The sequence below is a fragment of the Mucilaginibacter sp. 14171R-50 genome, assembly GCF_010093045.1.
Classification (GTDB): Bacteria; Bacteroidota; Bacteroidia; order Sphingobacteriales; family Sphingobacteriaceae; genus Mucilaginibacter.
In genome coordinates this window covers 72,382-98,088 of record NZ_CP048115.1, presented here as the reverse complement: position 1 = coordinate 98,088, position 25,707 = coordinate 72,382, and the positions used below count along the sequence as shown (strand labels likewise).

24 protein-coding genes and 1 tRNA gene are annotated in these 25,707 nt (G+C 45.6%); 7 read left to right on the top strand and 18 right to left on the bottom strand.

All coding sequences use genetic code 11. From position 1 onward, the window contains the following. Window positions 1-63: 63 nt before the first annotated feature. The 4 genes from GWR56_RS00440 to GWR56_RS00425 all read right to left on the bottom strand — a co-directional run bounded on the left by GWR56_RS00440 (window position 64) and on the right by GWR56_RS00425 (window position 5,055). A complete protein-coding gene (locus tag GWR56_RS00440; protein ID WP_162429234.1) occupies window positions 64-591 on the bottom strand; it encodes an acyl-CoA thioesterase in 528 nt (175 codons plus the stop codon). A gap of 187 nt (window positions 592-778) precedes the next feature. After that, the gene (locus tag GWR56_RS00435) at window positions 779-2,038 is read right to left on the bottom strand and encodes a type IX secretion system plug protein domain-containing protein (RefSeq protein ID WP_162429233.1); all 1,260 of its coding nucleotides are present in this window, start codon (window positions 2,036-2,038) and stop codon (window positions 779-781) included. A 230-nt stretch (window positions 2,039-2,268) separates the two neighbouring features. Continuing rightward, window positions 2,269-4,191 carry a ribosomal protection-like ABC-F family protein gene (gene abc-f / locus GWR56_RS00430; RefSeq protein ID WP_162429232.1) on the bottom strand — a complete coding sequence of 641 codons (1,923 nt, stop codon included), beginning with the start codon at window positions 4,189-4,191 and terminating at the stop codon, window positions 2,269-2,271. 105 nt (window positions 4,192-4,296) lie between these two features. Continuing rightward, window positions 4,297-5,055 carry a GDSL-type esterase/lipase family protein gene (locus GWR56_RS00425; RefSeq protein ID WP_162429231.1) on the bottom strand — a complete coding sequence of 253 codons (759 nt, stop codon included), beginning with the start codon at window positions 5,053-5,055 and terminating at the stop codon, window positions 4,297-4,299. A gap of 122 nt (window positions 5,056-5,177) precedes the next feature. Between GWR56_RS00425 and GWR56_RS00420 the strand changes: the two genes are divergently transcribed. Next, window positions 5,178-6,215 (top strand): quinone-dependent dihydroorotate dehydrogenase, encoded by a 1,038-nt coding sequence (locus GWR56_RS00420; protein ID WP_162429230.1) that lies wholly within the window; start codon window positions 5,178-5,180, stop codon window positions 6,213-6,215. An 82-nt stretch (window positions 6,216-6,297) separates the two neighbouring features. Here GWR56_RS00420 and GWR56_RS00415 read toward each other — a convergent pair whose 3' ends face one another. The 3 genes from GWR56_RS00415 to GWR56_RS00405 form a co-directional block, all read right to left on the bottom strand. Further along, window positions 6,298-6,474, bottom strand: a complete 177-nt coding sequence (locus GWR56_RS00415) for a spore protein (protein ID WP_162429229.1) — start codon at window positions 6,472-6,474, stop codon at window positions 6,298-6,300. 30 nt (window positions 6,475-6,504) lie between these two features. Next, window positions 6,505-6,575 (bottom strand) — tRNA-Cys (locus tag GWR56_RS00410). A gap of 47 nt (window positions 6,576-6,622) precedes the next feature. Further along, window positions 6,623-7,297 (bottom strand): RNA methyltransferase, encoded by a 675-nt coding sequence (locus tag GWR56_RS00405; RefSeq protein ID WP_370463806.1) that lies wholly within the window; start codon window positions 7,295-7,297, stop codon window positions 6,623-6,625. Between the two features lie 65 nt (window positions 7,298-7,362). Between GWR56_RS00405 and GWR56_RS00400 the strand changes: the two genes are divergently transcribed. Further along, complete coding sequence (locus GWR56_RS00400) at window positions 7,363-9,756, top strand: BamA/TamA family outer membrane protein (protein WP_162429227.1); 2,394 nt, start codon at window positions 7,363-7,365, stop codon at window positions 9,754-9,756. Window positions 9,757-9,815: 59 nt separating this feature from the next. Here the strand turns inward: GWR56_RS00400 and GWR56_RS00395 are convergent, their stop codons facing one another. The 4 genes from GWR56_RS00395 to GWR56_RS00380 form a co-directional block, all read right to left on the bottom strand. Beyond that, window positions 9,816-10,352 (bottom strand): hypothetical protein, encoded by a 537-nt coding sequence (locus GWR56_RS00395; protein ID WP_162429226.1) that lies wholly within the window; start codon window positions 10,350-10,352, stop codon window positions 9,816-9,818. 40 nt (window positions 10,353-10,392) lie between these two features. Further along, on the bottom strand, window positions 10,393-10,890 hold the full coding sequence (locus GWR56_RS00390; protein WP_162429225.1) for a TspO/MBR family protein: 498 nt from the start codon (window positions 10,888-10,890) through the stop codon (window positions 10,393-10,395). A 204-nt stretch (window positions 10,891-11,094) separates the two neighbouring features. Further along, entirely contained in the window at window positions 11,095-12,219 is a 1,125-nt protein-coding gene (gene hppD, locus GWR56_RS00385; protein WP_162429224.1) for a 4-hydroxyphenylpyruvate dioxygenase, read from the bottom strand. Window positions 12,220-12,299: 80 nt separating this feature from the next. Further along, window positions 12,300-13,457, bottom strand: coding sequence for a homogentisate 1,2-dioxygenase (locus GWR56_RS00380; protein WP_162429223.1), 1,158 nt, complete (start codon window positions 13,455-13,457; stop codon window positions 12,300-12,302). A gap of 425 nt (window positions 13,458-13,882) precedes the next feature. Here GWR56_RS00380 and GWR56_RS00375 point away from each other — a divergent pair, with 425 nt between their 5' ends. From GWR56_RS00375 to GWR56_RS00365, 3 genes are all read left to right on the top strand, one after another. Beyond that, window positions 13,883-14,878, top strand: coding sequence for a fumarylacetoacetate hydrolase family protein (locus GWR56_RS00375; RefSeq protein WP_162429222.1), 996 nt, complete (start codon window positions 13,883-13,885; stop codon window positions 14,876-14,878). Window positions 14,879-14,998: 120 nt separating this feature from the next. After that, complete coding sequence (locus GWR56_RS00370; RefSeq protein ID WP_162429221.1) at window positions 14,999-15,889, top strand: flavin reductase family protein; 891 nt, start codon at window positions 14,999-15,001, stop codon at window positions 15,887-15,889. A gap of 127 nt (window positions 15,890-16,016) precedes the next feature. Beyond that, window positions 16,017-16,742 carry a DUF3891 family protein gene (locus tag GWR56_RS00365; RefSeq protein WP_162429220.1) on the top strand — a complete coding sequence of 242 codons (726 nt, stop codon included), beginning with the start codon at window positions 16,017-16,019 and terminating at the stop codon, window positions 16,740-16,742. Window positions 16,743-16,855: 113 nt separating this feature from the next. Here the strand turns inward: GWR56_RS00365 and GWR56_RS00360 are convergent, their stop codons facing one another. Next, entirely contained in the window at window positions 16,856-18,574 is a 1,719-nt protein-coding gene (locus GWR56_RS00360; protein ID WP_162429219.1) for an amino acid permease, read from the bottom strand. A gap of 81 nt (window positions 18,575-18,655) precedes the next feature. On the opposite strand from GWR56_RS00360, the gene GWR56_RS00355 reads away from it, so the two are divergent. Continuing rightward, entirely contained in the window at window positions 18,656-19,318 is a 663-nt protein-coding gene (locus tag GWR56_RS00355) for a phosphatase PAP2 family protein (protein ID WP_162429218.1), read from the top strand. 7 nt (window positions 19,319-19,325) lie between these two features. Here the strand turns inward: GWR56_RS00355 and GWR56_RS00350 are convergent, their stop codons facing one another. From GWR56_RS00350 to yihA, 5 genes are all read right to left on the bottom strand, one after another. Further along, window positions 19,326-19,970, bottom strand: a complete 645-nt coding sequence (locus GWR56_RS00350; protein WP_162429217.1) for a hypothetical protein — start codon at window positions 19,968-19,970, stop codon at window positions 19,326-19,328. 77 nt (window positions 19,971-20,047) lie between these two features. Then, on the bottom strand, window positions 20,048-20,536 hold the full coding sequence (locus tag GWR56_RS00345; RefSeq protein WP_162429216.1) for a hypothetical protein: 489 nt from the start codon (window positions 20,534-20,536) through the stop codon (window positions 20,048-20,050). Window positions 20,537-20,574: 38 nt separating this feature from the next. After that, window positions 20,575-22,275, bottom strand: coding sequence for a M3 family oligoendopeptidase (locus GWR56_RS00340; protein WP_162429215.1), 1,701 nt, complete (start codon window positions 22,273-22,275; stop codon window positions 20,575-20,577). Window positions 22,276-22,489: 214 nt separating this feature from the next. After that, window positions 22,490-23,344: a UbiA-like polyprenyltransferase gene (locus GWR56_RS00335; RefSeq protein WP_162429214.1), complete on the bottom strand. Its 855-nt coding sequence runs from the start codon at window positions 23,342-23,344 to the stop codon at window positions 22,490-22,492. A gap of 100 nt (window positions 23,345-23,444) precedes the next feature. Then, window positions 23,445-24,074, bottom strand: a complete 630-nt coding sequence (gene yihA, locus GWR56_RS00330; RefSeq protein ID WP_162429213.1) for a ribosome biogenesis GTP-binding protein YihA/YsxC — start codon at window positions 24,072-24,074, stop codon at window positions 23,445-23,447. Window positions 24,075-24,220: 146 nt separating this feature from the next. Between yihA and GWR56_RS00325 the strand changes: the two genes are divergently transcribed. Then, window positions 24,221-24,709, top strand: a complete 489-nt coding sequence (locus GWR56_RS00325) for a VOC family protein (RefSeq protein WP_162429212.1) — start codon at window positions 24,221-24,223, stop codon at window positions 24,707-24,709. A 1-nt stretch (window position 24,710) separates the two neighbouring features. On the opposite strand, the gene GWR56_RS00320 is transcribed toward GWR56_RS00325, so the two are convergent. Further along, a complete protein-coding gene (locus GWR56_RS00320) occupies window positions 24,711-25,619 on the bottom strand; it encodes a serine hydrolase (protein ID WP_162429211.1) in 909 nt (302 codons plus the stop codon). Window positions 25,620-25,707: the final 88 nt, after the last annotated feature.

Here is a 25,707-nt window from a genome sequence, read left to right as displayed (position 1 = left end):
AGGAAGCCCGACGAACGTCGGGCTTCCTTATTTATAAGTTCCTAATCTCCGACTAACAAATCTTTAATCTTTATCTAATGCTCCAAAAAACAGGGCTTTTAGTTCGGTAGCATCATCCGGTTTCATTTTACCGCCAAGTATCAGTCTTAACTGGCGGCGGCGCAGTGCGCCATCATAAAGGGCAACTTCTTCGTTTGTTTCGGGCAGCATGGGCGGCACCGGTATGGTGCGACCATTTTGGTCAAGGGCTACAAATGTATAATAAGCCTCGTTGCTTTTAACTTTCGTACCGGATGGTATGTTTTGGGCATATACATCCAGCCTAACCTCAACAGAGGTGGTAAACGCGCGCGAAACCTTTGCTTCTATAGTAATTACATCGCCCAGTTTTATCGGGTGCTGAAAGGATACATTATCTACCGACGCGGTTACCACTATGCGGTTACAATGTTTTTGAGCCGATATAGCCGCCGCAATATCCATCCAATGCAGTAAACGCCCCCCCATTAAATTGTTAAGGGTGTTGGTGTCGTTGGGTAACACCAGTTCGTTCATGATGGTGTACGATTCTTTGGATGATTTTCCTTTCATGCTGCAAAGATAAACTTTAGGAGGGAAGTATAGAGTTTAAAAAGTTGTGGAGAAGATAGTCCTGAATGCCTAAACCATCACGTCATCCTGAACTTGTTTCAGGATCCCTCGGATATTATAGCTGACTGTGCTGTGAGATGCTGAAACAAGTTCAGCATGACTTTTCTTATATTTACTGTTAGAGCGGCTAGTGCCTTTGCGTGGTCAGCATGTTATAACCTACCAGTTGTTCATAACGTGCGCCGGTTTGGCGGTAGTAAACAAGTAATTGATATTCGTTCTCGGTTTCAAAATAGTTGCCTTCTAAAGCGGTATCATCAGGTTGCCTGGTGGCGTTGCTTACCCAAACGTACTGGTAATCGTAAACGCCCTGTTTTAACAGTAAATTGGTGTACCAGCGCCCGCGGTCATCGTAGGTTAGCTTACTGTTATCGTCTAGCTTATAATCATTAAACTGGCCCACAATATAGGCCGTGCCCTCTGCCTGCGATTTATTGGCTGCCAGGGTAAAATACATGTAAGCGTAATCCGCGTCGCGGCGCGGGTCGTTACCATCCTGGTTAATGATAAAAAACTTGCCGTCGATATCATACAACAACGTGTAATTAGGCAGGTTACGGTTAGGGTCGCCCAATAACATTACAGTGTTAGCGGTATCCTTGTAAATTTTTGAGATACGCTCCGAGTTTAGCTTTAATGTGCGGGTATCAAAATGCCTGAACTCGTTACGGCCGGCAAAATCGTTGATGTTAACGTCGTTATAAACCAGCTGCGTACCGCGTATGTAGGTTGGCTTGTTGTTCATGATGCCGGTTTCGGGCCGGGCGTTCTGCATTAAAAATGCCCGGATGTCGGTGTTGGGGTTTTGTACGGGCAAGCCGGTATAGTCAATGGTGAAATTTACCTTTTGATTGGTGCGCCTTGCCGATACATTGTTTGATGCAATAATATTTGCACTTACCGATACCCGCTTATCAACCACGTAAAGCCTGCGGGTAAGTATCAGTTTGGCAGGGTCGCCGTCCTCATAAACCTTTAATATGTAATTGCCGGATATCTTAGGAATGATATTGCGGTTAGGTATCTTAACCTCGTAGTGGGTGTATTTTTGGAATGTACCTGATGAGTAGGTATAATCATTAATGCGATCGTCGGTAAAGCTTTCCAGGTACTCAGAGGGCGACAGGTTAGATGGGCGCCAGTTGGCATCGCAATGCTGCAGTGTGTAGTTAAAAGTGCGGCTGGCACCGCTAAGGTCGTCAAAACCCAAAGTAACCGTTTCGCGCCCGCCCAGTTCTATTACCGGGAAGGATGCCGGTTTTTTTGAGTTGTAAAACTCAACGCTTTTTATTTCGTGCCGGTAAATGCTGTTATCAAACGGCGGGTTTTGGGCAAAACATGCAATCGGAATTAACAGGAACAGGCTTAGTAAAAAACTTTTCATCATCACAAGATAACAACAAAACGTTTGCGATGCCCTAATTATTTCGGGATAGGAAAATGAGATACGGTTGTCAGCCTGAGCTTGTCGAAGGGTGAGCGGCGGGCATAATCCGCTAACGGTTCGACAAGCTCACCATGACATTGCGCTTTTTGATCGCTCATACTATGCTGCTGCCGCGAACAAAAAGGCAGCTGCTCTTGCAAACTGCCCATACTACTTAAAACTTTTTAGACTTACGCCTCCAGCTCCATTATCTGTTCGGCGAGGGCCTCCCAGCGTGCCTGGTTTTCCCTAAGCTCTAACTTTTTGAGCTGATAATTATCGTTAACCTGCTTTAGTTTCTCGGCCTGGTTGTAAATAGTGTCGTCGGCCAGTTGTGCTTCCAGTACCTTCACATCCTTTTCTATTTCGGCAATACGTTCTTCCAGCTTATTAAGGTCCTGATTTAACTTTTTTAGCTGCTGGCTCTTGTTTTCGCTTTGCGGCTGTTTAACAGGCTCTGGTTTTTTTTCTTCCTTTTTAGGCTGCGGGGCAGGCACGGTTGCTTTGGGCTCTAACTTGCGTTTAGCCGCCCATTCGTCATACTCGGCATAAGTGCCCGGGTATTGCTTTATTTTCTGGTCTTCAATAAACCATATCTTATTAGCCACATTATCCAGAAAATGCCTGTCGTGCGATACTACTATCACTGTACCTTCGTATTGCTGTAACGCCTGTATCAATATGTTTACCGATGCCATATCCAGGTGGTTGGTAGGCTCATCCAGTACTAAAAAGTTTGCATCCGCGGTTAAGGCCTTAGCCAGCGCCACGCGCGATTTCTCGCCACCCGACAGCACCTTGATCTTTTTAAACACATCATCCCCCGTGAACAGGAACGAACCCAATATCGAGCGCAGCTCTGTTTCGGTATGTTTTGGGGCGAATGATTGCAGTTCCTGCAGTATCTGGTTCTCCAGGTGCAGGCTCTCTAACTGGTGCTGCGCAAAAAAGGTTTGCGTAACGTTATGGCCGGTTATGGCCTTGCCTTCAAAATCTTTATCAGCGCCGGCTACAATGCGCAGCAGGGTTGATTTACCTTTACCGTTGGCACCTATCAGCGCTATTTTATCACCTTTTTCAATAATAGCTTCTGCGTCGTCAAGGATGTCTATCGCCGGATATTTTTTGGTGATATGCTCTAATGTTACCACATGGCGGCCCGATTGCTTACTGAATTTAAAACTGAAGTTAACTTCAGGGTTATCGTCGTCCACATCTTCAACACGCTCCATTTTGTCGAGCATTTTAATGCGCGATTGCGCCATTTTTGCTTTGGATGCCTTGGCGCGGAAACGCTCTATCAGGCGCTCTTCCTGTCGTATCTTCGATTGCTGGTTCTTGAACTCGCCGCGCTGGATCTCGGCCCTCAGTGCTTTTTCTTCCAGGTAAAAAGTATAGTTACCTGCATATACAGTTAGTTTACCCTTGCGCGATTCAACCGTGCGGTTAATTACCCTGTCTAAAAACCACCTATCGTGCGATACGATGATAATAGCCCCGCTAAAGGCCTTTAAATAATCTTCCAGCCATTGGATGGATGGTAAGTCAAGGTGGTTGGTAGGCTCATCCAGTAAAAGGATATCCGGCGCCTGTAAAAGTATTTTGGCAAGCATCACACGCATACGCCATCCCCCGCTAAAGGTACTTAGCTTACGCTGGCAGTCGGCCTCGCTAAACCCAAGGCCCGCCAAAATTTCGTGGGCTTTATATTCAATATTGTACCCGTCAAGCAATTCAAATTCGTGCTGTTTATCGCTTAATTTGTGCAGCAGGTCTTCACTGTAATCTGTTTCCAGCTTTTTAAGCAGGTTCTCTATTTCGTCGTGCAGCTGGTTTTGGCGCTCAAAAGCCTCCATGGCAACGTGCACAATATTTTTATCAGATGAGTAAGATAGCAGGTCCTGGTTAAGGTAGCCCATGGTAAGATCCTTAGCCATTGATATAGTGCCCGAGGTTGGGGTATATTCACCAACGATCATTTTAAGCAGGGTGGTTTTCCCTGTACCGTTAGCGCCTATAAGGCCAATTTTTTCTCCCGGTTTAATATGCCAGTTGGCTTCATCATATAGGGCCCGCGCACCAATCTCGAACGTAAGGTTATTTATAGCTATCATTTCGGCCGCAAAGATACGAAAACCCCCCGACCCCCTGAAGGGGGAGTGGAAAAAATAACAAGGTGCGCGCAAATGGTTCAAAAGCTCCTTTTTAGGGGCTGGTGGTTACTTTATCGTTTCCATCCAGGCTTGCGCCATTAGTTTTGCGCCGGCAAGGCTGGGGTGTACGCCGTCGAGTGTCCAATAAGTAGCCGGCGCTTGTTTAAGCGCGTTATTAAATACGGTTTGGTAGGGTATAAACGGCAGGTCGTATTCCGCTGCGATGTCTCGTGCGGCTTTCCTGAAAAGGTCAAACGTGGGGTACCATTTGGCATCAACGGCTTTGGTACCTATCATGGCGAAAGGCTCGCCAATGATCAGCTTTACACCAGGCAGCGCGTTTTTAGTGCGGTCGAGCAGTTTTTTGTAGTCTGTTATGTAAGTTTCGATAGTGCCGGTATAGCCGCCGCCCAGGGTATGCCAAAAATCGTTCACCCCAATGTGGATGCTCAGTACGGTTGGTTTTAGCGCAAGCGTATCGGTGTCCCACCTATCCGCCAGCTGATAAACTTTGTTACCGCCCACGCCTTTGTTATAAATTTGCAGGTTTTTTGCAGCATATTTTTCAAGCAACTCGGCAGCGGTTAGCAAAACATAACTGTTGCCCAGGCTGCTGTTATCATTAGGGACAGTTTTATTATGGTCGCGCCCCCAATCGGTAATAGAGTCGCCCTGGAATAAGATCACATCGTTATCGTTCAATTGCACCTTTTTAGTTCTGTAACTTTTAGCCGAAGCAGATACAATTTGTGGGATGCTGATAGCCGCAGCTGCGCCCACAGCGGTGGTTTTTATAAAATTACGACGCGAGTTGTTATTGGTCATGTTGGTATTGGTTTATAACGGCGCAAATTATAGCGCTTGCCTAAGATACAAATTGTTAATTACCGCCGATGCTTAATTGTTAAAAGTTGATGCGTAATTGTTAAAATCGGTAAATTCGCGCCATGTATCAATTGCTTAAACCCCTGCTGTTTCAGTTCGACCCCGAGAACGTGCATTATTTTGTAACCCGTAACCTTAAGCGGTTTAACCGTTTCCCGGGGGGCGCGGCACTAAGTAAAGCCATTTGGGGCAGTAATGATAAACGATTGGAACGCGAGGTATTTGGCCTAAAGTTTAAGAACCCGGTAGGCCTTGCCGCCGGTTTTGACAAAAATGCCGAATTGATCAGCGAAATGGGTAACCTGGGCTTTGGTTTTGTTGAGGTTGGTACCGTTACCCCGTTGCCCCAGCCGGGTAATCCCAGGCCGCGGATGTTTCGCCTGCCGGCAGATGAGGCGCTGATAAACCGTATGGGCTTCAACAATCATGGCGTTGATGTAGCCGCGGAGCGTATTGCCGCTTATCGTAAAAGCCTTAAACCGGGGCAGCAGGCACTTATAGTAGGGGGCAACATCGGCAAAAATAAGGTAACATCTAACGAGGATGCGGTAAGCGATTACATCAAATGCTTTGACAGGCTGTTTGATGTGGTTGACTATTTTGTGGTGAACGTAAGTTCGCCCAACACGCCCGGCTTACGCGAGCTGCAGGAAAAAGGCCCCCTGATGCATATTTTAAACACGCTGCAGCAACGCAATAACAAGAATGGTATTAGCAGGCCCATTTTATTAAAAATTGCCCCCGACCTGACAAACGATCAGTTAAACGATATCGCCGATATTGTAAAACAAACAGGCATAGCAGGTATCATTGCTACCAATACCACGATCGGCCGCGAGGGGCTCACGTCTGCACATAAAGTGGAGACCGGCGGATTAAGCGGCAAACCGTTAGCCAAGCGCTCCACAGAGGTTATCGCTTATCTGCATAAAATATCAGGCGGGGCGTTCCCTATTATCGGGGTAGGCGGCATCCATTCGGCCGCGGATGCGATAGAGAAATTAAAGGCCGGCGCATCGTTAGTGCAGTTATACACTGGTTTTATTTACGAAGGACCGGGATTGATAGGGGAGATTAATAAGGCGGTGCTGAAAATGTAGAGATGCGATACTTCGCGTCTTTACCCAATAAAAAAAGCATACCATTACCGGTATGCCTTTTCAATTTCCTTAAAAAGAACAATTATTTGCCTGCAGCGGCTTTAGCTAAAACAGCATTGTTTTTTGCTATCTGGCTGTCTTTTTTCTCTGCAGAACGGCTGCCCAATTCAATGTTGGTAGCTAACTTTAAAAACTGAACTTCTAAACGCGAAGTGGTTTTGTTCCTTCTATCTTTTCTTTTTAAACGAGTAACGCCCATGACTTTTTATTTTAAATGTTTTTAACCTTGAGGTCGGGAGCGGATTCGAACCGCTGTAGGAGGTTTTGCAGACCTCTGCCTAGCCACTCGGCCACCCGACCAATTTTAAGGATTGCAAAAATAGTAATTATTTGTTGCTAATCAATTTTTATTTGTAGGATTTTGCGGCAAGCTCTGAGCAGCATATGGCCGTGGCTATGGCCACATTCAACGATTCGGCCTTACCAATGCGCGGAATGGTGATAGCTTTGGTTACTAACGCCTGAATATCAGGCCTGATACCGTTACCCTCGTTGCCCATTATTAGCAAGCCCTCGGTGCCAAAGTTTGTGGTATAAATATTTTCGCCGTTTAGTAAAGCGCCGAAAACGGGCAGCTTTGCTGCCGAAACCAGGCCTGCTAAATTGGTATAGGTAACATTTACCCGCGCAAGCGAGCCCATGGTGGCCTGTACAACTTTGGGGTTATAGGCATCAACAGTATCTTCCGAGCAAATAATGTTGCCGATGCCAAACCAATCGGCAGTGCGTATAATGGTACCCATGTTGCCGGGGTCCTGTATACCATCAAGCACCAAACTAAATTTATTTTTTAACGTTGTAGGGTTTAAGCTGCCCCATTGGGGTATCTTAACAGTAGCAATTGCATCAGCCGGGGTTTTCAGTGAGCTTACTTTTTGAAGGTCATTTAAAGAAATCTCCTGAAAGTTTATTTTTTGGGATAATTTAAGCAATTTTGGTGCAATATCAGGCGTATGATATATGGTATGCAGGTGGTAATCGGAACCGGCAAATTCAGTTATTGATTTGTAGCCTTCTACCATAAATAAACCATGTTCCCTGCGGAACTTTTTGTGTTGTAAAGACGTTAGTAAACTGATCTGAGATTTTGAAAGCATATAATACACCCGGACATTTCCGTCTTGCAATATTAAGTATTTTGGTGGTTATTATTGGTGCCGGCTGCAGTGTTACCAGGGGCATAAAAGATAACCAGGCCATTGTGCGCAAAGTTACGATCAAAGGCGTTGACAAAGAGTTTTCGGAAGAGGCGCTTAACTATGTTGATAAAGAGCAGCAGCCAAACAACTGGCTTAACCTGCAGTTTTATTACCTGTTTAGCGGTAATGGTAAACGCAAAATAGGCGAAGCACCCGCTTTGCTGGATAGCAACCTGGTGGAGTTTTCGCGATTGCAAATACAAAAGTACCTGGTTAACAAAGGTTTTTTAAAAGCCAAAGTAGCCGACTCCATTATTGTGAAGAAGAAAAAGGCCCAGCTGTTTTTTACCGCTACCGAAGGCCCGCTGTTTAAGATAAGGAACTTTAAGGATAGCATTGCCGACCCTAAGGTGCAGGAACTGTATCGCAAAACGCGTAAGGATTACTCGCATATCAATAAAGGCAGCCGTTTTGATACAGATAGTTTAGCTTACGACCGCGATCAGTTTTACCTGGTAATGAAACGTAACGGTTACTACGATTTTTATCGCCAGTATATAAACTACCTGCCCGATTCGAGTTTTAATAAGAGTATTGTTGATGTGGTAATGACCATTGATAACCCGCAGGGCAAAACCGAACACCCGGTTTATACCATTAATAATACCTTGGTTACCGTTGCACGCAGTAATGGCCGTACCCCCGGCAAGGCAGATACTATACAGGTAGACAGCCAGTTCAGGTTTGTTGATTTTTCGGGAAAGTTTAAACCCCGCACCGTTACCGATTATATTTTTCAACGGAAAGGTGAATTGTATGATATTGATAAGCAAACGCTCACCACATCACGCCTTTCGGAGCTTAACGTATTCAGGAACGTGCCAAACCCGACTTACGAGAAATTACCCGACAGCAGCAACCGGCTGAATACCAAAATTGATGTTGTGCCCCTGAAACTCATGAGCGACCGGGTAGAAGCCGAATTTTTGTTTAACCAGGGGCGCTTTGGCTATAACCTGGGTAACACCTTTACCAACCGAAATATCTTTAAACAGGCCGCAACGTTACAGATAAAGCTCAACTGGAGTATTCTGTTCGATAATGGCAACTCATCGGTTAACCAGGGGATACAAAACCAGGATTTCAGGGCCGGTGCCAGTGTTATTTATCCGCGGCTGCTGCTGCCCTTTAAATTTCCTAACCTGGCTAAATTCGGCGTGCCGCATACCACTTTCTCCACCAATTTCCAGTTGTTTTATCAAAAAGGATTGGTGGAGCGCCGCAGTTTTATAAACTCGGTTACCTACGATTTTTTTGAAACTGCCCGTAAACAGCACTCCGTTACGCCTATAAGCATCGAATTTTCGAGTGGCAGTATCGACCCTGTGGCGAAGGCAGAGCTTTTAAAGCAAAACCGCTATTCGTATGTGTACCTTATCGGGCGTACTACGTTTACATCGGGTAGCCAGTATACCTTCCAATACAACGCGCAGGAGTTAAACTCTTACAAAAATTTTATATACTTCAGGGGCGGTCTTGATCTGGGCGGGGGTACGCTTAGCCTGCTAAGCAAACTGGTAAACGCACCCCGCGATACGCTTGGCCAGCGCACCTTGTTTGGTTACGCTTTTTCGCAGTATGTAAAAACCGAGGTTGATTACCGTTGGTACCGTAGTTTAGGAGGTGAAAAGCAGTTTATATTTCGCTTTAATCCTGGTATCGGCGTGCCGTACGGTAACAGTAACCAGTTGATCTTTGAAAAGAATTTTTATACCGGCGGTGCAAACGATATACGTGCCTGGCTGCCGCGTACCTTAGGGCCGGGCCAGTTTAACCGTGCCAGCTACGGCGTAGGCGGTGCTGCCGATACCACACGCGCACGCCTGAAATACCTTGACCAGTTTGGCGAAATAAAAATGGTTGCCAATATGGAATATCGTTATAAATTAATGGATAACTTTTTTGGCACTAAGCTGAAAGGGGCATTTTTTATAGATGCGGGCAACGTTTGGCGCTTGCACAAAACTGCCGACAACCCTAACGGCGAATTCAGGTTTAACAATATTCTGCAGTCTACCGCGATTGGTATTGGCACCGGTTTAAGGTTTGACCTTGGCTTTTTTGTCTTCAGACTTGATGCCGCCTTTAAATTTAAAGACCCGCAGTTCAACGGATCAGAACAATGGGTGTTTGTTAAACATTTTGATGAATTGTTTAAAACGGGCGAATTTAAGGAGGCCTACCTCCGCGCAAATAAAACAGGGGTAGACAAGAACGGCAAGATAGTTGGTGACAACTACAGTTTTATGCAGCTAAACTTTGGTATCGGGCTGCCGTTTTAATCAGAGATTAGTTGTTAAAAAACCAAGCGTCCGGTAGTGCATCGCGCTCTAATTTCTTGCTACGAAAACACCCCCTTTAACCCATCAATAATACTCTGGAAGAACGTTGGGATGCTTAACCCGTTGCTGTGGTTAAAATACAGGAAGATACAAAAAATTATAAGCGCTATTATAATGAACCGCTTAAACAGGTAACCAAGCAATATCAACGCAAGCGGTATACCTATTAATACTATCCAGCTTATTTTTACAGGGGTAAGCCTGCTATCGTGCCTGTAAACGTAATAAAGTATGGCGTGGGTGCCATTAACATTCTCGTGCCTGGTGTATACAAAGCTCGACTTTTCTATCTTATGCCGATAAAAGGCAGTGCCCTTATCAAAAGTAAGCTCCTCGGTAAAGCCATTTATCGTAAAAGTGAACAGGCCGCTTACGTTTTCCTGGATCACCCCGGCGGTATCAACTGCTATAATGGCTATCTCATCTTTAGCAAATGGGTTCTCTTTTATTACAAAATGGTTGATGGCGATAGTATCGGCCAAAGCAAATGATACAGCAACAATTGTGAGGATACAGGTAAGCAAAAATCTTTTCATTTCAGGCACAGGATAACGTGCAATAAAAATAGTGTTTTTCTTATTTGTTAAGCACACTAATGCTAATGTTTAACAAAGCAGCAAAAAGTACCCACATCAGGTAGGGTACCAGCAGCCAGGCCGCTGTTTTACTGAACCGGGCAAACCAGCCGATGTTTAAAACGATGCTTACCAGTAACGCTACAATAATAAACAGCGCGGCCAATATGCGGTGCATGCCAAAGAACACTATCGACCACGAGAAATTGAGCGCAAGCTGCGTAACGTAAATAACAATCGTAGTTTTATAAGTTGATGTGCTGTCGCGGCGTTGCCAAACCAGGTACGCTGCAATGGCAATCAGCAGGTACAGGGTTGTCCATGCTACCGGGAAAAGCCAGTTAGGAGGTGTAAACGCCGGTTTTTTTAAGGCGGCGTACCATCCGGTTATTTCGGGGCGGGTAAAAAGTGAGGCCACAAACCCGATACCAAATGTTATTGCCACACTTACCAGCAATGGAAATATTCGGAACTTGGTATGTAAAGGGTTGGTGCTCATGGTAATACAACTTATGCAAGTTAATAATTGTTTCGGGCTTAAATTCACCTTTTTACAGGGGGAATTCGCCCTTGTCAAAAACGCTGAACGCGGGGTATAGCGCCCGGCATTTTACCTTACCCAACCTTTCAATAACGGGTATGGTTCAAACTTGAACCATACCCTGCGTGTTAATACGATGCTATTGAATTGGCAAGAGAGGATCTACAAGTTTCCGCGCAGTTCCTGCTCGCGTTCAATGGCTTCAAACAATGCTTTAAAATTGCCAGCGCCAAATGATTTTGCCCCTTTGCGCTGTATGATCTCGAAGAACAGCGTAGGGCGGTCTTCAACAGGTTTGGTAAATATCTGCAGCAGGTAGCCCTCGTCGTCTCGGTCAACCAGGATGCCTAATTGTTTAAGCGGCTCCAGGTCTTCGTCAATATGGCCTACACGATCGGTAAGCTCGTCGTAATAGGTAGTAGGCACTGTTAAAAACTCTACCCCCCGGCTTTGCAGATCAGTTACTGTTTTTACAATATCGTTGGTAGCCAATGCCAGGTGCTGCACGCCCTCGTCTTCGTAAAATTCCAGGTATTCTTCTATCTGACTTTTCTTTTTACCCTCGGCCGGCTCATTTATCGGGAACTTTACGTATCCGTTACCGTTACTCATAACCTTGCTCATCAGGGCCGAGTATTCGGTGGATATCATTTTATCATCAAACGTAAGAATATTACGGAACCCCATAATTTCTTCATAAAAATTTACCCAGTAGTTCATTTTATGCCAGCCCACATTACCCACGCAATGGTCTACATACAGCAGGCCTGCAACAGGCGGGTGGTAAGTGGTTTGCAGGGCTTTATATCCCGGCAGGAACGGCCCGCTGTAGTTTTTACGCTCGATGAACAGATGAACCGTTTCGCCATATAGTTTTATGCCGCTGGTGCGCACTTCGCCGTGTTCGTCGGTAATGGTTTGGGGCTCCTGAAAAGGCTCCGCCCCGCGGCTTGTGGTTTGTTTAAAGGCGTCGTAAGCGTCGTCAACCCATAGCGCAAGTACTTTTACACCATCGCCGTGTTTTTTAATATGCTCCGCTATCGGGTGATCAGAATGCAGCGGGGTAGTTAACACAATGCGTATTTTACCTTGTTGTAAAACATATGATGCGCGGTCGCGCACGCCGGTTTCGGGTCCGGCATATGCCAGGTCCTGAAAACCGAAAGCGGTTTTATAATAGTGGGCAGCCTGCTTGGCGTTACCCACATAAAATTCAACATAATCCGTACCGTTAAGCGGCAAAAAATCTGTTGTGGTTGGTTTGGTATCTAATGTTAATGTTTCCATTTTCTTTAATTAGTGAATCAGGGTATTATTGATTTAGTGATTTTTTAAAGCCTTTTACCTTTCTGCTTTTACCTTTCACCTCAAAAAACCCAGCTTTTATAGTAATTTTCGTCTTCAATTTGTACGGCATCCTCCGTCAGCATCAGCGGGCGGAAGGGATCTATCATCACGGCCAATTCATCCGTAAACTCTTTACCGATAGATTTTTCGACCGAACCCGGCGCCGGGCCGTGCGGGATGCCGCCGGGGTGCAGGGTTATCTGCCCTTTTACCACGCTTTTCCGGCTCATAAAATCGCCGTCAACGTAGTACAATACCTCATCGCTGTCTACATTGCTGTGGTTATACGGCGCGGGTATCGATAAGGGGTGATAATCAAACTTACGCGGCACAAACGAGCATATCACAAAATTGTGGCCTTCAAAAGTTTGGTGTACCGGTGGTGGCTGATGTACCCTGCCGGTTATCGGTTCAAAATCGTGGATGGAAAACGCCCATGGGTAGTGAAAGCCGTCCCAGCCAATAAAATCAAACGGATGGGTGCCATAAGTGTACGGATAAATAAGGCCCTGTTTTTTGATCAGGATCTTAAAGTCGCCCTTCTGGTCAATGGTTTCCAGGTCTGTAGGGCGTTTAATATCCCGTTCGCAATAGGGTGCATGCTCCATGAGCTGGCCATATGCGTTGCGGTAACGTTTTGGCGATCGGATAGGGCTAAAGCTTTCTACAATGAACAGGCGGTTATCTTCGCTGTTAAACTCCAGCTGGTAAATGGTACCGCGCGGGATAACCAGGTAATCGCCGTATTCGAATTTTATCTTGCCGAAACCTGTTTTTAACGTACCTGTGCCCTCATGAATAAATATTACCTCGTCGGCCTGGCTGTTCTTGTAAAAATAATCCGTCATACTTTGGCGTGGGGCCGCCAAGGAAATGTGCAGGTCGGCATTTACTAAAACCGGCTTACGGCTTTGCAGGTAATCGTCTTCGGGTTTTATGTTAAAACCTATCAGGCTGGTATGTTTAAGGTGCTTTTCGCGCGCTATTTTGGGCTCAACAGAATACGGCTCGCCAAGTTCTTTTACAATGGTGGGCGGGTAAGTGTGGTAAACCAGCGAGTACAAGCTGGAAAAACCCTCGGTTGATACCAGTTCTTCGGCATATAAAGTGCCATCCGGCTTACGGAATTGCGTATGCCGCTTGTGCGGGATAGTCCCTAAAGTATGGTAAATAGGCATGGTTTATATTGGTTTAAAATGTTGGAATCTGGAGATGTTTGAATGTTGAAAAGTTGTAAGGTTTAAAAGTTGGACTTTAGCCTTAATGGTTTCAAAATCAAACAAATAAATATTTATAAAGGTTTTAAAAGATTTAGTTGGTAATATTCCAACGTTCAAACCTTAAAACTTTACAACTTCTTTACAACAACAAACTTAAAATTGCGCCAGGGCTATCTTAGAGAGCACAGCATCCCTGAAAGAGGAGGAATTACTCATAGAAGTAAGCCCGAGGGAAAAGTAAAACTGTTTTTTAATGCTCATCATTACAATCAAAATTACAACATATGCAATTAATATGCAAGCATAGTTTTTCACCCGGTATCGCGTCTCTACAATCAACCAAAATAACTACTTTTGATTTCCGATAAACCAATTCCTAACGTATGAAATTAGTATCCTACAAAACCGAAGACCGGGAGCATTTAGGCATCTACATAAACGGCCATATCTACAACCTAAACTCGTGCGATAAGCTGATCCCCGATAATATGAACGAATTTTTATGGGGCGGCGATGAATTAATGGACCGTGCTAAAAAAGTTAACGAGGCCATTAAAACTGCTAAAATACAGGCGAAAGAGGAGTTGTTTTATGAATTGATGGCCCCCGTGCCGCACCCTACCTCGTGCCGTGATGGGTACGCCTTCCGCCAGCATGTGGCCGCCGCGCGCCGAAATCGTAAGGTAGATATGATAGCCGAGTTTGACCAGTACCCGATATTTTACTTTACCAACCATAACGCCATACAAGGACCCGGCGAGATCGAGTGCATGCCTGATCATTTCCAGAAGCTTGATTTTGAACTGGAAGTGGCCGTTGTGCTCAATAAAAAAGGGCGTAATATAAGGGCTGCCGATGCCGACAGCTTTATTGCAGGGTACATGATCATGAACGATATGAGCGCGCGCACACTGCAAATGGAAGAAATGCTGCTGAACCTTGGCCCGGCCAAAGGCAAGGATTTTTCGACCGTGATAGGCCCCTGGCTGGTTACACCCGATGAGTTGGAGCAATATAAAACCTCGCCAAAAGAAGGCCATACCGGGGTTACCTACAATCTGGAGATGAAATGCGTAGTGAACGGTAAGCAGGTAAGCGCCGGCAATATGGCCGATATGGACTGGACCTTCGCAGAAATTATTGAGCGCTGCGCTTATGGCTGCGACGTGCTTCCGGGCGACGTGATTGGCTCAGGTACGGTAGGCACAGGCTGTTTCCTGGAACTGAATGGTACAGGCCTGCTAAACGACCCCAACTATCAGCCCCAGTGGCTGCAGCCAAACGATCTGGTAGAAATGGAAATAACCGGATTGGGTATGTTGGGTAATATTATTAAAAAAAGTAAGGACGATTTTTCGCTGCTGGCGTTAAAGAAATAAACAATATTAAATAATAATAAAGCCGTCATTGCGAGGTACGAAGCAATCTCAAGGCTATGCATAGCCGATATACCTCAATGGAGATTGCTTCGTACCTCGCAATGACGCGTTGAGAACACCATGCTAACACTCGATATAAAAAATCTTTCGCCATTACAGATCCAGGCTTACCTTAACCACGCGGTAGCACCCAGGCCTATCTGCCTCGCCTCAACCGTTGATGCGGAAGGTAATGTAAACCTTAGTCCGTTTAGTTTTTTTAACGTGTTTAGTGTTAACCCGCCCGTTTGTGTATTCTCGCCATCGCGCAGGGTGAGGGATAATACTACCAAGCACACCCTCGAAAACTTAATGCAGGTGCCCGAGTGTGTGATCAATATTGTTAACTATGATATGGTGCAGCAGGTATCGCTCGCCAGTGTAGAATATCCGGCAGGAGTAAACGAGTTTGTTAAATCGGGCTTAACCGAGCTGCCATCGGTGATGGTTAAGCCGCCCCGCGTGGCCGAATCGCCGGTACAATTGGAGTGTGTAATAAGGGATATTATCAGGCTTGCCGATACCCCCGGCGCGGGCAACCTGGTAATAGCCGAGATAAAATTCATCCACATTAGCGAGGGTATCTTAAACGAAAATGGCATTATAGACCAGGAAAAGATTGACTTGGTAGCCCGCCTTGGCGCCGACTGGTACTGCCGCGTTACTGCCGATAACCTGTTTAAGGTGGCCAAGCCCGTAACCACTATTGGTATAGGGGTTGATGCCATACCGCGGGCTATCCGCAACTCAAAAGTGCTAACCGGTAACAACCTGGGGCAATTGGGTAATGTAGAGGTATTGCCCACAGATAAAGAAATAGAGGCGTACACGCAAAGCGATGAACTGAAGGACCTGTTCGATGCCACCATTGGCGACAGCCAAACCCGCGAATTACAACTGCATTTAAAAGCCAAACACCTGTTGGATGAAGGCAGGGTGAATGAGGCATGGATGGTGCTGCTGGCAGATTAAATTTTATGTAGAGACGCGATACTTCGTGTCTCATTTAGGCTGGTATAGCATGGGGGAGAGGCAAGTATTGCGTCTCTACAGAAACCGGCTGATGTAAACAATTTCCTTTCCAGATCATTATCCCTTTATGATCGCCAATTATACAGAACAGGGCTGGGAGATTATAACGCAGCGGGCGCATGGGGTGCTTGCGGCGCAAATTGCTATGCAATGGCGAAAAAACGACCGCCCCAACCGCTGGACGGAAACGCTTATAGCTATTGCCGATCATGATGACGCGCAAACCGAACTGGAGGCCGATGACCTGCTGACCCCTCAAGGCGGCCCGGTAGATTTTAGCATGAAAAAGTTTAAGCAGGAACATTGCATGCGATTGCATGACTTTTCGATATCAAAAAGCAGGTATATCGCCTTGCTCACTTCTATGCACATGGTTTTTCTGCACAAAAGCGAAGCCCTCTCAAACCCGCAGGTAAGGCGTTTCCTGGCGGGGCAGAAGCAGTTACAAAAGCAATGGATGAAGGAGCTAGGCATTACTCAAAAGGAAGCCGGCGAGGCATATGGTTTGTTGGAGTGGTGCGATGCTTTGTCGTTGCTGCTTGCCCAGCACCATGTGCCACCCGAAAACCGTGTGGTTGAAGTGAGCCGGGGGCCGGACAATAAACAATACAAGCTATCGCGTAACAGCAACGGCACCTTTACCATAGCGCCGTGGCCATTTGAAACAACAAGTTTTACTTTGAGTTTAGAAAGCCGGCTGCTCGGCACGCTGAAGTTTGAAAGCTGCGATCACTTTAAAAAGGAATTGGCCGGGGCTCCCGTCGTCGAGCAGGTTTGGCGGTTACAAAAGTAGTGGCTAATTCGTCTAATTATCCCCAATTTTCTCGAAGATTTTTAAGTGTTTTCAAATAAAAATGCCGGCATTTTGCCGGCATTTTTATCACTATTTAATAATATCCTTAAAGGCTATCGCTCCAAGTGCGCGTTTTCAGGTTTGCCCAGCTTACTGTGTTTATAGCCGTAGCTAAAGTAAATAACAAGGCCTATAATAAGCCATGCCAGGAAACGTATCCAGCTTTCATATTCTAACTCGGCCATCAGGTAAAAACAGCTTACAAGCCCTAATACGGGTATCAGCGACAATTTTTTGATAAACGCCAGCACAGCAAGCGTTGCCGATAATAGGATAAATAAAAAGTAAGGGAACTTTTGGTGCAGATCGGTACCGCTAATGAGGTTCATCAGGTTATGCCTGAAAAAGAACACCCCGACAACAAAAAGCGCCGGCGCTATCCACTGCGAATTGATATACGGCAAATGGAACTTCCCTTTTACGGCATTTTCGCGCGGCAGCAACAATACCCCACCGCACACCAGCACAAAGGCAAACAGTGTACCTATACTGGTTAAATTGGTAACCTCGGTAAGGTTTAAGAATAAGGCCGGTACAGCCACCACGAAGCCGGTAACTACCGTAGCAAACGATGGCGTGTGAAACCTGGGATGGATACGCGAAAAAGCCTTTGGCAATAACCCGTCGCGGCTCATGCTCATCCAGATACGCGGCTGGCCCAACTGGAATATGAGCAGTACGCTGGCGGTAGCAACAACCGCGCTGATGGATATTACATAGCTTATATTCTTTAATCCAACCTTGGCAAATACATAGGCAAGCGGGTCGCCAACCCTAAGGTCTTTATAGCTAACCATACCTGTTAAAACAAGGGCTATCAGTATATATAAAACGGTACAGATAACCAACGAATAGATCATCCCCCGGGGCAGGTCCTTTTGCGGGTTTTTACATTCTTCGGCGGTAGTTGATATGGCATCAAACCCAATATAGGCAAAAAATACGCCCGATACACCCTTCATTACCCCGCTAAAACCGTTTGGTAAAAACGGGTGCCAGTTGGCCGGCGTAACGTAAAAAAAGCCTATCACGATAACTATAATTACAATGGCAATTTTTAGGTACACCATGGCGTTAGTGGCCTTTTTGGTTTCGCGTATGCCAATGTATACCAGGTAAGTTATCACAAAAACTATAGCTAAAGCCGGTATATTGGCTATCAGTTTAAAGTTGCCCGTTCCAGGCGCGGTTGCCCAGGCCGAAGCTGCGATGCGCATCCGGTCGGTAATTTCGGCAAGGTGTCCGCCGGCGGTAAGCTCCTGTATTTTTTCGTGAGCGGTAAAGGCCGAGAAGTAATCTAAAGTAAGGTACGCGGGCATGTGTATATTAAACCCTTCAAGCAGGTTTACAAAATACTCGCTCCATGATATGGCTACCGCTATATTGCCTATGGCGTATTCCATCAGCAGATCCCAGCCTATGATCCAGGCAATAAGCTCGCCGAATGATGCATAGGCATACGTGTATGCACTGCCTGCAACCGGGATGCGCGATGCGAACTCGGCATAACATAAAGCCGAAAACCCGCAGGTAATGGCGGTAATAACAAACAGTATACTTACTCCCGGCCCTCCCTGAAAGGAAGCCTCGCCAATGGTTGAGAATATACCCGCGCCTACAACGGCTGCAATACCCATCAGGGTTAGGTCTTTTACGTTTAATGCTTTTTCAAGCCCGGACGGGCCACCGGAGTGTTCACTGTCGCTAAAACCGCTGGCTACATCAGCTAATATTTTAGAGACTGACTTTCTTCGAAATATACTTCTCGACATGTAATTTGATCAGTTTGGTCTTTTTCAAACCAAACATAACCATTTTTTTGCATTGAAAAACTATATGCTTACTTTGTGCCGATGAATGCAGGTGCAAAAGATGTTTTGTTTAAAATACGATACCTTTTTATCCCTTATGTATGTATTTTGTGCATTTGCCTGGTTATCAAACTCCTTTTTACCCATACAGAGATATATTTTGCCGTTAACGGTATCCATAGCAACTTTGCCGATAGCATAGAGCCCTATATTACCCATATCGGCGATGGCCTGACAGTTGTAGCGCTTGCCATTATACTGGTGCTGTTTAATTACCGCGCTTCATTTTTAGTAATAACCAGCTATGCCTTAACTGCGGTTTCCGCCCAGATCTTGAAATATAGTTTTGATATGCCGCGCCCCAAATTATACTTTGGCGACCAGTTAAATAAGATACATTTTGTAAAGGGGCTTTATATTTTAACTTACCACAGTTTCCCCTCGGGGCATACGGTAACGGCATTTTCGGCAGGGGTGGTAATTACCTATTTGGCTAAAAACAAAGCATGGGGCGCTGTATTACTTTTTGTGGCCGTAATGGTGGGCTACTCGCGCATGTATTTAAGCCAGCATTTTTTTGAAGATGTTACGGTTGGTTCGGTAGTGGGGGTTTTGGTAACCGTTTTGTGGCTTAGCTATATAGACCGTAAGGTTTTTATAAACAGCCCCCGGTGGAGCCGGGGACTGTTAAACAAAGGTGTTTGAGCGATCCTTATTTTTTCTTTTTCTTACGAACAACCAGCACAATTATCAGGATAAGTAGCAATGCACCGCCACCATATATCCCTATTTTAGCCGTAGGCGACAAACCTTTGGCGTTCGTCAGGTATTGGTCAGTACGTTTCATTTCGGGCGAAAGCTTTATTGAACTGGCGTATGCCTTATACTCATCTTTCATTACATCCTTACGCATTTCCTCGTAATAATATTCGAAGGTGTAAGTTACATCCTGGGTGTATATCACAATAAAGTTGCGCGTTTGTACACCCGCGCCTTCATCAACCTGTAGCTCAAAGGTTTTGGCCTTAAGATGTCCGATAAGGGTATCGCGCACATTCAGCGTGCTGCCTTCCGACTGCCCTTTAATGCCCTTTATATAATCTTTTAATACCTTGTTCAGGTCACGTTCTTTTTTTAACGGCTCATTATTGGAGGCATTAGGCGCGCGAATAACCACCATATAACCATATTGGCCATTGCCTGAATATATGGATTGACCGAGCGTATCTTTTTTTGTGTATTTTTCTGGTAGCGACACCGTAACCAGGCTATCTATCTTAACCGGTTTTAGGGGTGTTTGCGCAAAGCCACCTGCTGCTAACAACATAAGGCTAAATATTACAAATATCTTTTTCATAGATGGTTAAACCTATAAAACCCCTATAAGTTTTGATAGATGCCAAAAATAATATGCAGATGATGACGGTAAGTGGCTTATCTGTTGAGGTTTAGCACCCTTGCGCGGTTGTATTGCTGTAACAATATTGGTGATGCATTATAAACCATGTTAGCCAGGGTTATACCCGCAAAGTAGCTGTATTGCCGCGTAATCAGGCAAAATACCGAGGTAAGCATAAAGAAAACAAAGCAAAAAAAATGGAATCGTTCGTACATTTTTATGGTATGAATATACCGCAAAGCGTGCGCCTTGCTTTTTATTAATTTATACTGCGGGTTTTTTCTGCGGATAAGCCTGTTGGCATATTCGCCGTTTTGCACCAGCTTACGGATGAATTTTATGCCCAGCCCCTCGTAAAATTTAGGCTTATAGCTTAATTGTAAAACTTTGGCAGGGATAGCCAGGCTCAAAAAACTGATGAAAATAAGCACATAAAGCAATTGCATGGCCGCGGCACCAGCCCAAAAACTAATAACAGGGGCGAAACAGATGATGGTCCAGAAGAAGTTGATGGCTTGGTTCATATTTAAAAAAGCCCCCTCCAACGGAGAGGGCCTATCATTTATATCTTATCCATCTCGGCCTTTACAAATTCGGCAAGTTCTTTTACGTAGCCCGCGCTGAAATCAAATTTGATGCCGGCGGTTTCATAGATTTCCGTAATGGTTTTGGTGTAACCCAGTTTCAGGGCATCCAAGTATTGCTGCAGGCCTTTTTCGGGGTTTTCCTTGTAGTTTTTCCAAACTGCTATGGCGCCAAGTTGGGCCATCCCATATTCGATGTAGTAAAATGGTACTTCAAAAATGTGCAGCTGTTTTTGCCATAGGTTTTGCTCGGCCTCGGCGTGCCCGCTCCAATCGGCAAATCCGGCGCCAAATGGTTCGTAAATTTTTAGCCAGGCTTCGGTGCGCTCGGCATCGGTATGATCGGGGTTGGTATATATCCAGTGCTGAAACTGATCTACCACCGCCACCCAGGGCAGGGTTTTCAGTACATCAACAAGCTGGTCGCGTTTGGCGCGTTTCAGGTCTTCCTCGTTATCAAAATATACGTCCCAGTTATCCATCGATATCAATTCCATCGACATGGATGCCAGTTCGGCCACTTCGCTTGGGCAATGTTTAAAATCGTTCAACTCCAGATCGGCTGTTAGGAAAGTATGTACAGCGTGGCCGCCCTCGTGCACCATGGTCGTAAGATCGCGAAAGGTGTTGGCCGAGTTCATGAAGATGAATGGCGCACCAGTTTCTGATAAGGGATAATTATAACCACCCGGCGCTTTGCCTTTACGGCTTTCCACATCAAACAGGTTATTATCTTTCATGATCTCTAAACGCTCGCCCAGATAGCGGTTGATATTGCTGAAGCACTGGATAGATTTTTCTACCAACTCGGCACCGCTGTTGAAAGGCTTAAGCGCGGGTCGGCCTAATGGGTCCACTTCCATATCCCAGGGCTTAAGCGTATCAACGCCTAAAGCCTGTTTACGTTTTTCGGCCTGCTCCCGCAGGATGGGCACTACCTCAGTTTCTATAGCCGCGTGGAAAGCGTAACAGTCCTGGGGGGTATAATCAAAACGACCCAGCGCCTGGAACATATAATCGCGGAAGTTCTCGAACCCGGCGTTTAGCGCTACTTTATGGCGCAGGGCACGCAGGTGGTCAAACAAGGTATCAAGTACCGTTTTTTCCTGCAGGCGGCGGGCGGTAATCTTTTCCCAAACTTCCTGCCTTTTGCTGCGGTCGGTATCTTTCAGAAAAACGGAAGCCTGTTCAAGCGTATATTCTTTCTCGCCAATATGAACCGACATAGCGCCGGTTATCGACTGGTACTTTTGCTGCTCTACCTGTATCTCGGTTTGCAGCGGAATGTTCTCTTCGCGGAAAAGCTCTAATTGCTTACGTACCGCACGCAGCATAATGTAGAATTTCTCTTCGTTCAGTTGGCCAACGTATTTGTTACTAACCAGCTTTTTATTCAGCTCGTTATTATAAGGCGCGGTTTTTGGCTCTATTTCGGTAGCAAAATACTGAAAGCTTTGCAGCAATTCTTCACTCATGGTATCGCAGGTCATGCGGATGTAGCGCCAGGCAAAATCTTCTTCAAGGGCAGCCTGTAGTTCGCTGCAGTCCTTTAGCCATTGCTCCAGTTCTTCAACCGAATTGATGGGGCGGGCCAGTAGTTCCTTGTAAATAGGTTCCAGCGTTTCCCACTTAATTTCTAGGTTAGCCGGGATATATGTTCTTGTTTTTTTATGGATCATGGGTTTATAGATGTGCAAATATGCAGATATGCAAATGTGCAGATTATTTGGGATTTGGAAAAGAATGGAAACGCAGAAAAGACGGTGAGGATGAGTCAGAAAGTCCGGAAAGACGGAAAGTCCGCAGAGAAACAAGGGTATTGTCAAAATACGAAGCCCAACAGGAGCTCATCTTTCGGACTTTCCGACTTCTGCGGACTTTCGGACTAAAACGTTACCGCATCCACACCCTATCTAACAAGAAAAAGGCAGCGAACACCACGCTGGCGATACCGTTGGTGGTCATAAAGGCTAGATTTACACGGCTCAGATCATTTGGTTTTACCAGCAGGTGCTGATAGATGAGCATAGCACAAAAGAAACCGATACCAATGTAATATAATAACCCCACGGTGGTATAGAATACCGGCATGATGATAAATATTGAAGAAAGAACATGAAGAAAAGTGGAAAGCCTTAGCGCATTTACCTTACCCAGCCAGGCCGGTATGGAATGCAGTTGTTGTTCGCGGTCGAAATCTTCGTCCTGCAGGGCGTAGATAATATCAAAGCCGCTTACCCAGCATAAAACCGAAAGCGAGAAGAATACGGGTGTTAAAGCAAATGCACCGGTAACCACCAGGTACGCGCCGATAGGGGCGAGGGATAAACCCAAACCTAAAACCATATGGCAAAGCGCCGTAAAGCGTTTGGTAGCGCTGTAACCTAACACCACCAGCAATGCTACTGGCGACAGGTAAAAACACAGCGGGTTAATAAACCATGTTGTTAATATAAACAGGCCGCAGTTTACCAGGGTAAACGTTAATGCCGCCGCCGGACTGATCCTGCCTGACGGGATATCGCGCTGTTTGGTGCGTGGGTTTTTGGCATCTATATTTCTGTCCAGGTAGCGGTTAAAGGCCATAGCCGAGTTGCGGGCAAACACCATACAAAGCAGCATCATGGCCAGCTTTTGCCATTCAAACCTATGGTCAGTTGTGGTTACCGCCAAAAAGAAGCCGATAAAGGCAAATGGCATGGCAAAAATGGTATGCGTAAAAGTTACTAATGATAAATACTTTTTCATTTTATGATTGAATAACGAATATCGAATTTTGAATCAAAAATACCGAAGGTTTTGACCTTCATCATTTAGTGTTCAAAATTCATTGTTCGATATTATATTATCAACTATATCTTTCCTCGTCAAACTCCGGCACTTCAAAGCCCTGGTTTATGCTGCTTATAAAGCCCAGTACTTCATCGCGGCCCTGCATGCTTTCGGCCGAGGTGACGAAATGCTGCGGCACCTCTTCAAAAAAACCTAATAGAGCTTTGCGAAATTTGGCTATGTTCTGGTCGGTTTTTATGCTGCTTTGTTTATCGGCCTTGGTAAACACGGTAACAAACGGCAGGCCTTTTTCGCCGAGCCAGCTGCAAAATTCAAGGTCTATTTTCTGCGGCTCTAATCGGCTGTCTATCAAAACCATTACGCATTGCAGGCTCTCGCGCTTATCAAGGTAGGTTTGGATAAATTTGTTCCAATCCGCCTTTTTGCTTTTTGATACTTTTGCGTAGCCATAACCCGGCAGATCCACGATATACCAGGTGTCGTTAACTAAAAAATGATTGATAAGCTGTGTTTTACCCGGCGTTTGCGAGGTTTTTGCCAGTCCCTTTTTTTGGGTGAGCATATTTATCAGGGACGATTTACCCACGTTACTGCGGCCAATGAAAGCATACTCCGGCTTTAAGGGAGGCGGCAATTTTGATATCTGGGTATTGCTGCAAATAAAATCGGCTGATTTAATGATCATGCTGCAAAGGTAGGGTATATTGTTGAAACGTTAGAATGTTGTAAAGTTGGAATGCGCGATAAATACATGTTTAAACATTTATTTTACTTACTGTTGATATATAAAACCTCACAACGTTGTAACTTTACAGCATTAAAACAAACGCCATGAACGATTATAAAATACCAGCCCAAACCCGTATTGGCCATGTGCACTTAAAGGTGAGCGACCTGAAAAGGTCGATGGCTTTTTATTGCGACCTGCTGGGCTTCGAATTGATAACCATGTACGGCGACCAGGCAGCCTTTATATCCGCCGGCGGTTACCACCATCATATCGGGTTAAATACCTGGCACAGCAAGGGCGCTTCACCGGCACCCGAATATGCACCCGGTTTATATCATACGGCTATACTATATCCCGAACGGAAGGACCTTGCTGAAATACTGCAACGATTGATCGATGCTAAATACAGCATCACCGGCGCTGCCGACCATGGCGTATCTGAGGCCATATACCTCAATGATCCTGACCAGAACGGTGTTGAGTTATACTGGGACAGGCCCCGCGATAAGTGGCCACTGGATGAGCAGGGCAATATCACCATGTACACCCGCCAGCTGGATATCCCCGGTTTGCTTGCCTTGCTTAAATAAGTTATTCGTTAAACATGTATTTATCCACACCAGCCGCGGGCTGCCACTTGCTATGGGGTTCAAAATAATGCCATAACAGTGCCGATACTTTTTTAATGAGCAGATCTGCCTCGTTATCGGGCACCCATCGCTGGTCCTTATTGTTTTTGGTGATAACAGAGAATACGTAGTCGCCGTGCGGGGCGTTCACCAGTACCGTCTCAGATTTTGATGCATCAACCGCACCCTGTTTGGATATGGTTTGCACATAAGGCGGTACCTGCGACAGGGCCTTATCGTCCCAGTAGATCCTGTTCAGCATGCGGTACATGCGCTCGCTTGCTGCCGGGCTTACAACCTTGCCCGTTCTTATCATGGTAAATAACCGGCACATTTCGAGCGGGGTGGTTACGCCCCAGCCGTATATTTCCCAAATTGCCCTGCGCGCCGGTATGCGCGAATTTACCCGCATTACTTTAAAGCCGTTCTGTTCCAGCCAGGTGTTGATGTAATCGCCGCCCACCAGTTTTTGCAGCCATGTGCTGGCGGTATTATCACTCATGGTTATCATCAGCAGGGCAACCTTGCTAAGCTGTATGGTATCCTTATCCTTAAACGAACCGAGGATATCTTCGCCCGGGTACAACAGCGAATCGCGATACACAAGTTTTTGGTTGTACTGCATTTCGCCTTTTTCTATCTTGTCCATCAGGCCGCTTAAAATGCTTACTTTGATCATGCTGGCAGTAGGGAACAACGTATCGGCATTTATAGCAGCCGACTTGCCTGTTTTTAAATTTTGCACGTATATGCCTACCTGCCCGTTAAAACCTTTAACAGCGGTTTGTAATTGAGCGGTTAATTTTTTGTCGGTTTGAGCGAAGGCAGTTAGGGTACAAAAAATCAGGAAGATAAATGCAAGGTACTTCATAGGAGGAATTGATAAATAAAGTTATGAACTTTTCTGTAACCTATGCAGCGCAGCTTTATTAAATTTAAACATCCTGTTTTCCTATCTT

Coding starts and splice junctions, on each gene's coding strand:
- GWR56_RS00440 (WP_162429234.1), bottom strand. CDS start 591: ATGAAAGGAAAATCATCCAAAGAATCGTACACCATCATGAACGAACTG.
- GWR56_RS00435 (WP_162429233.1), bottom strand. CDS start 2,038: ATGATGAAAAGTTTTTTACTAAGCCTGTTCCTGTTAATTCCGATTGCA.
- abc-f (WP_162429232.1), bottom strand. CDS start 4,191: ATGATAGCTATAAATAACCTTACGTTCGAGATTGGTGCGCGGGCCCTA.
- GWR56_RS00425 (WP_162429231.1), bottom strand. CDS start 5,055: ATGACCAATAACAACTCGCGTCGTAATTTTATAAAAACCACCGCTGTG.
- GWR56_RS00420 (WP_162429230.1), top strand. CDS start 5,178: ATGTATCAATTGCTTAAACCCCTGCTGTTTCAGTTCGACCCCGAGAAC.
- GWR56_RS00415 (WP_162429229.1), bottom strand. CDS start 6,474: ATGGGCGTTACTCGTTTAAAAAGAAAAGATAGAAGGAACAAAACCACT.
- GWR56_RS00405 (WP_370463806.1), bottom strand. CDS start 7,297: ATGGTAGAAGGCTACAAATCAATAACTGAATTTGCCGGTTCCGATTAC.
- GWR56_RS00395 (WP_162429226.1), bottom strand. CDS start 10,352: ATGAAAAGATTTTTGCTTACCTGTATCCTCACAATTGTTGCTGTATCA.
- GWR56_RS00390 (WP_162429225.1), bottom strand. CDS start 10,890: ATGAGCACCAACCCTTTACATACCAAGTTCCGAATATTTCCATTGCTG.
- hppD (WP_162429224.1), bottom strand. CDS start 12,219: ATGGAAACATTAACATTAGATACCAAACCAACCACAACAGATTTTTTG.
- GWR56_RS00380 (WP_162429223.1), bottom strand. CDS start 13,457: ATGCCTATTTACCATACTTTAGGGACTATCCCGCACAAGCGGCATACG.
- GWR56_RS00375 (WP_162429222.1), top strand. CDS start 13,883: ATGAAATTAGTATCCTACAAAACCGAAGACCGGGAGCATTTAGGCATC.
- GWR56_RS00370 (WP_162429221.1), top strand. CDS start 14,999: ATGCTAACACTCGATATAAAAAATCTTTCGCCATTACAGATCCAGGCT.
- GWR56_RS00365 (WP_162429220.1), top strand. CDS start 16,017: ATGATCGCCAATTATACAGAACAGGGCTGGGAGATTATAACGCAGCGG.
- GWR56_RS00360 (WP_162429219.1), bottom strand. CDS start 18,574: ATGTCGAGAAGTATATTTCGAAGAAAGTCAGTCTCTAAAATATTAGCT.
- GWR56_RS00355 (WP_162429218.1), top strand. CDS start 18,656: ATGAATGCAGGTGCAAAAGATGTTTTGTTTAAAATACGATACCTTTTT.
- GWR56_RS00350 (WP_162429217.1), bottom strand. CDS start 19,970: ATGAAAAAGATATTTGTAATATTTAGCCTTATGTTGTTAGCAGCAGGT.
- GWR56_RS00345 (WP_162429216.1), bottom strand. CDS start 20,536: ATGAACCAAGCCATCAACTTCTTCTGGACCATCATCTGTTTCGCCCCT.
- GWR56_RS00340 (WP_162429215.1), bottom strand. CDS start 22,275: ATGATCCATAAAAAAACAAGAACATATATCCCGGCTAACCTAGAAATT.
- GWR56_RS00335 (WP_162429214.1), bottom strand. CDS start 23,344: ATGAAAAAGTATTTATCATTAGTAACTTTTACGCATACCATTTTTGCC.
- yihA (WP_162429213.1), bottom strand. CDS start 24,074: ATGATCATTAAATCAGCCGATTTTATTTGCAGCAATACCCAGATATCA.
- GWR56_RS00325 (WP_162429212.1), top strand. CDS start 24,221: ATGAACGATTATAAAATACCAGCCCAAACCCGTATTGGCCATGTGCAC.
- GWR56_RS00320 (WP_162429211.1), bottom strand. CDS start 25,619: ATGAAGTACCTTGCATTTATCTTCCTGATTTTTTGTACCCTAACTGCC.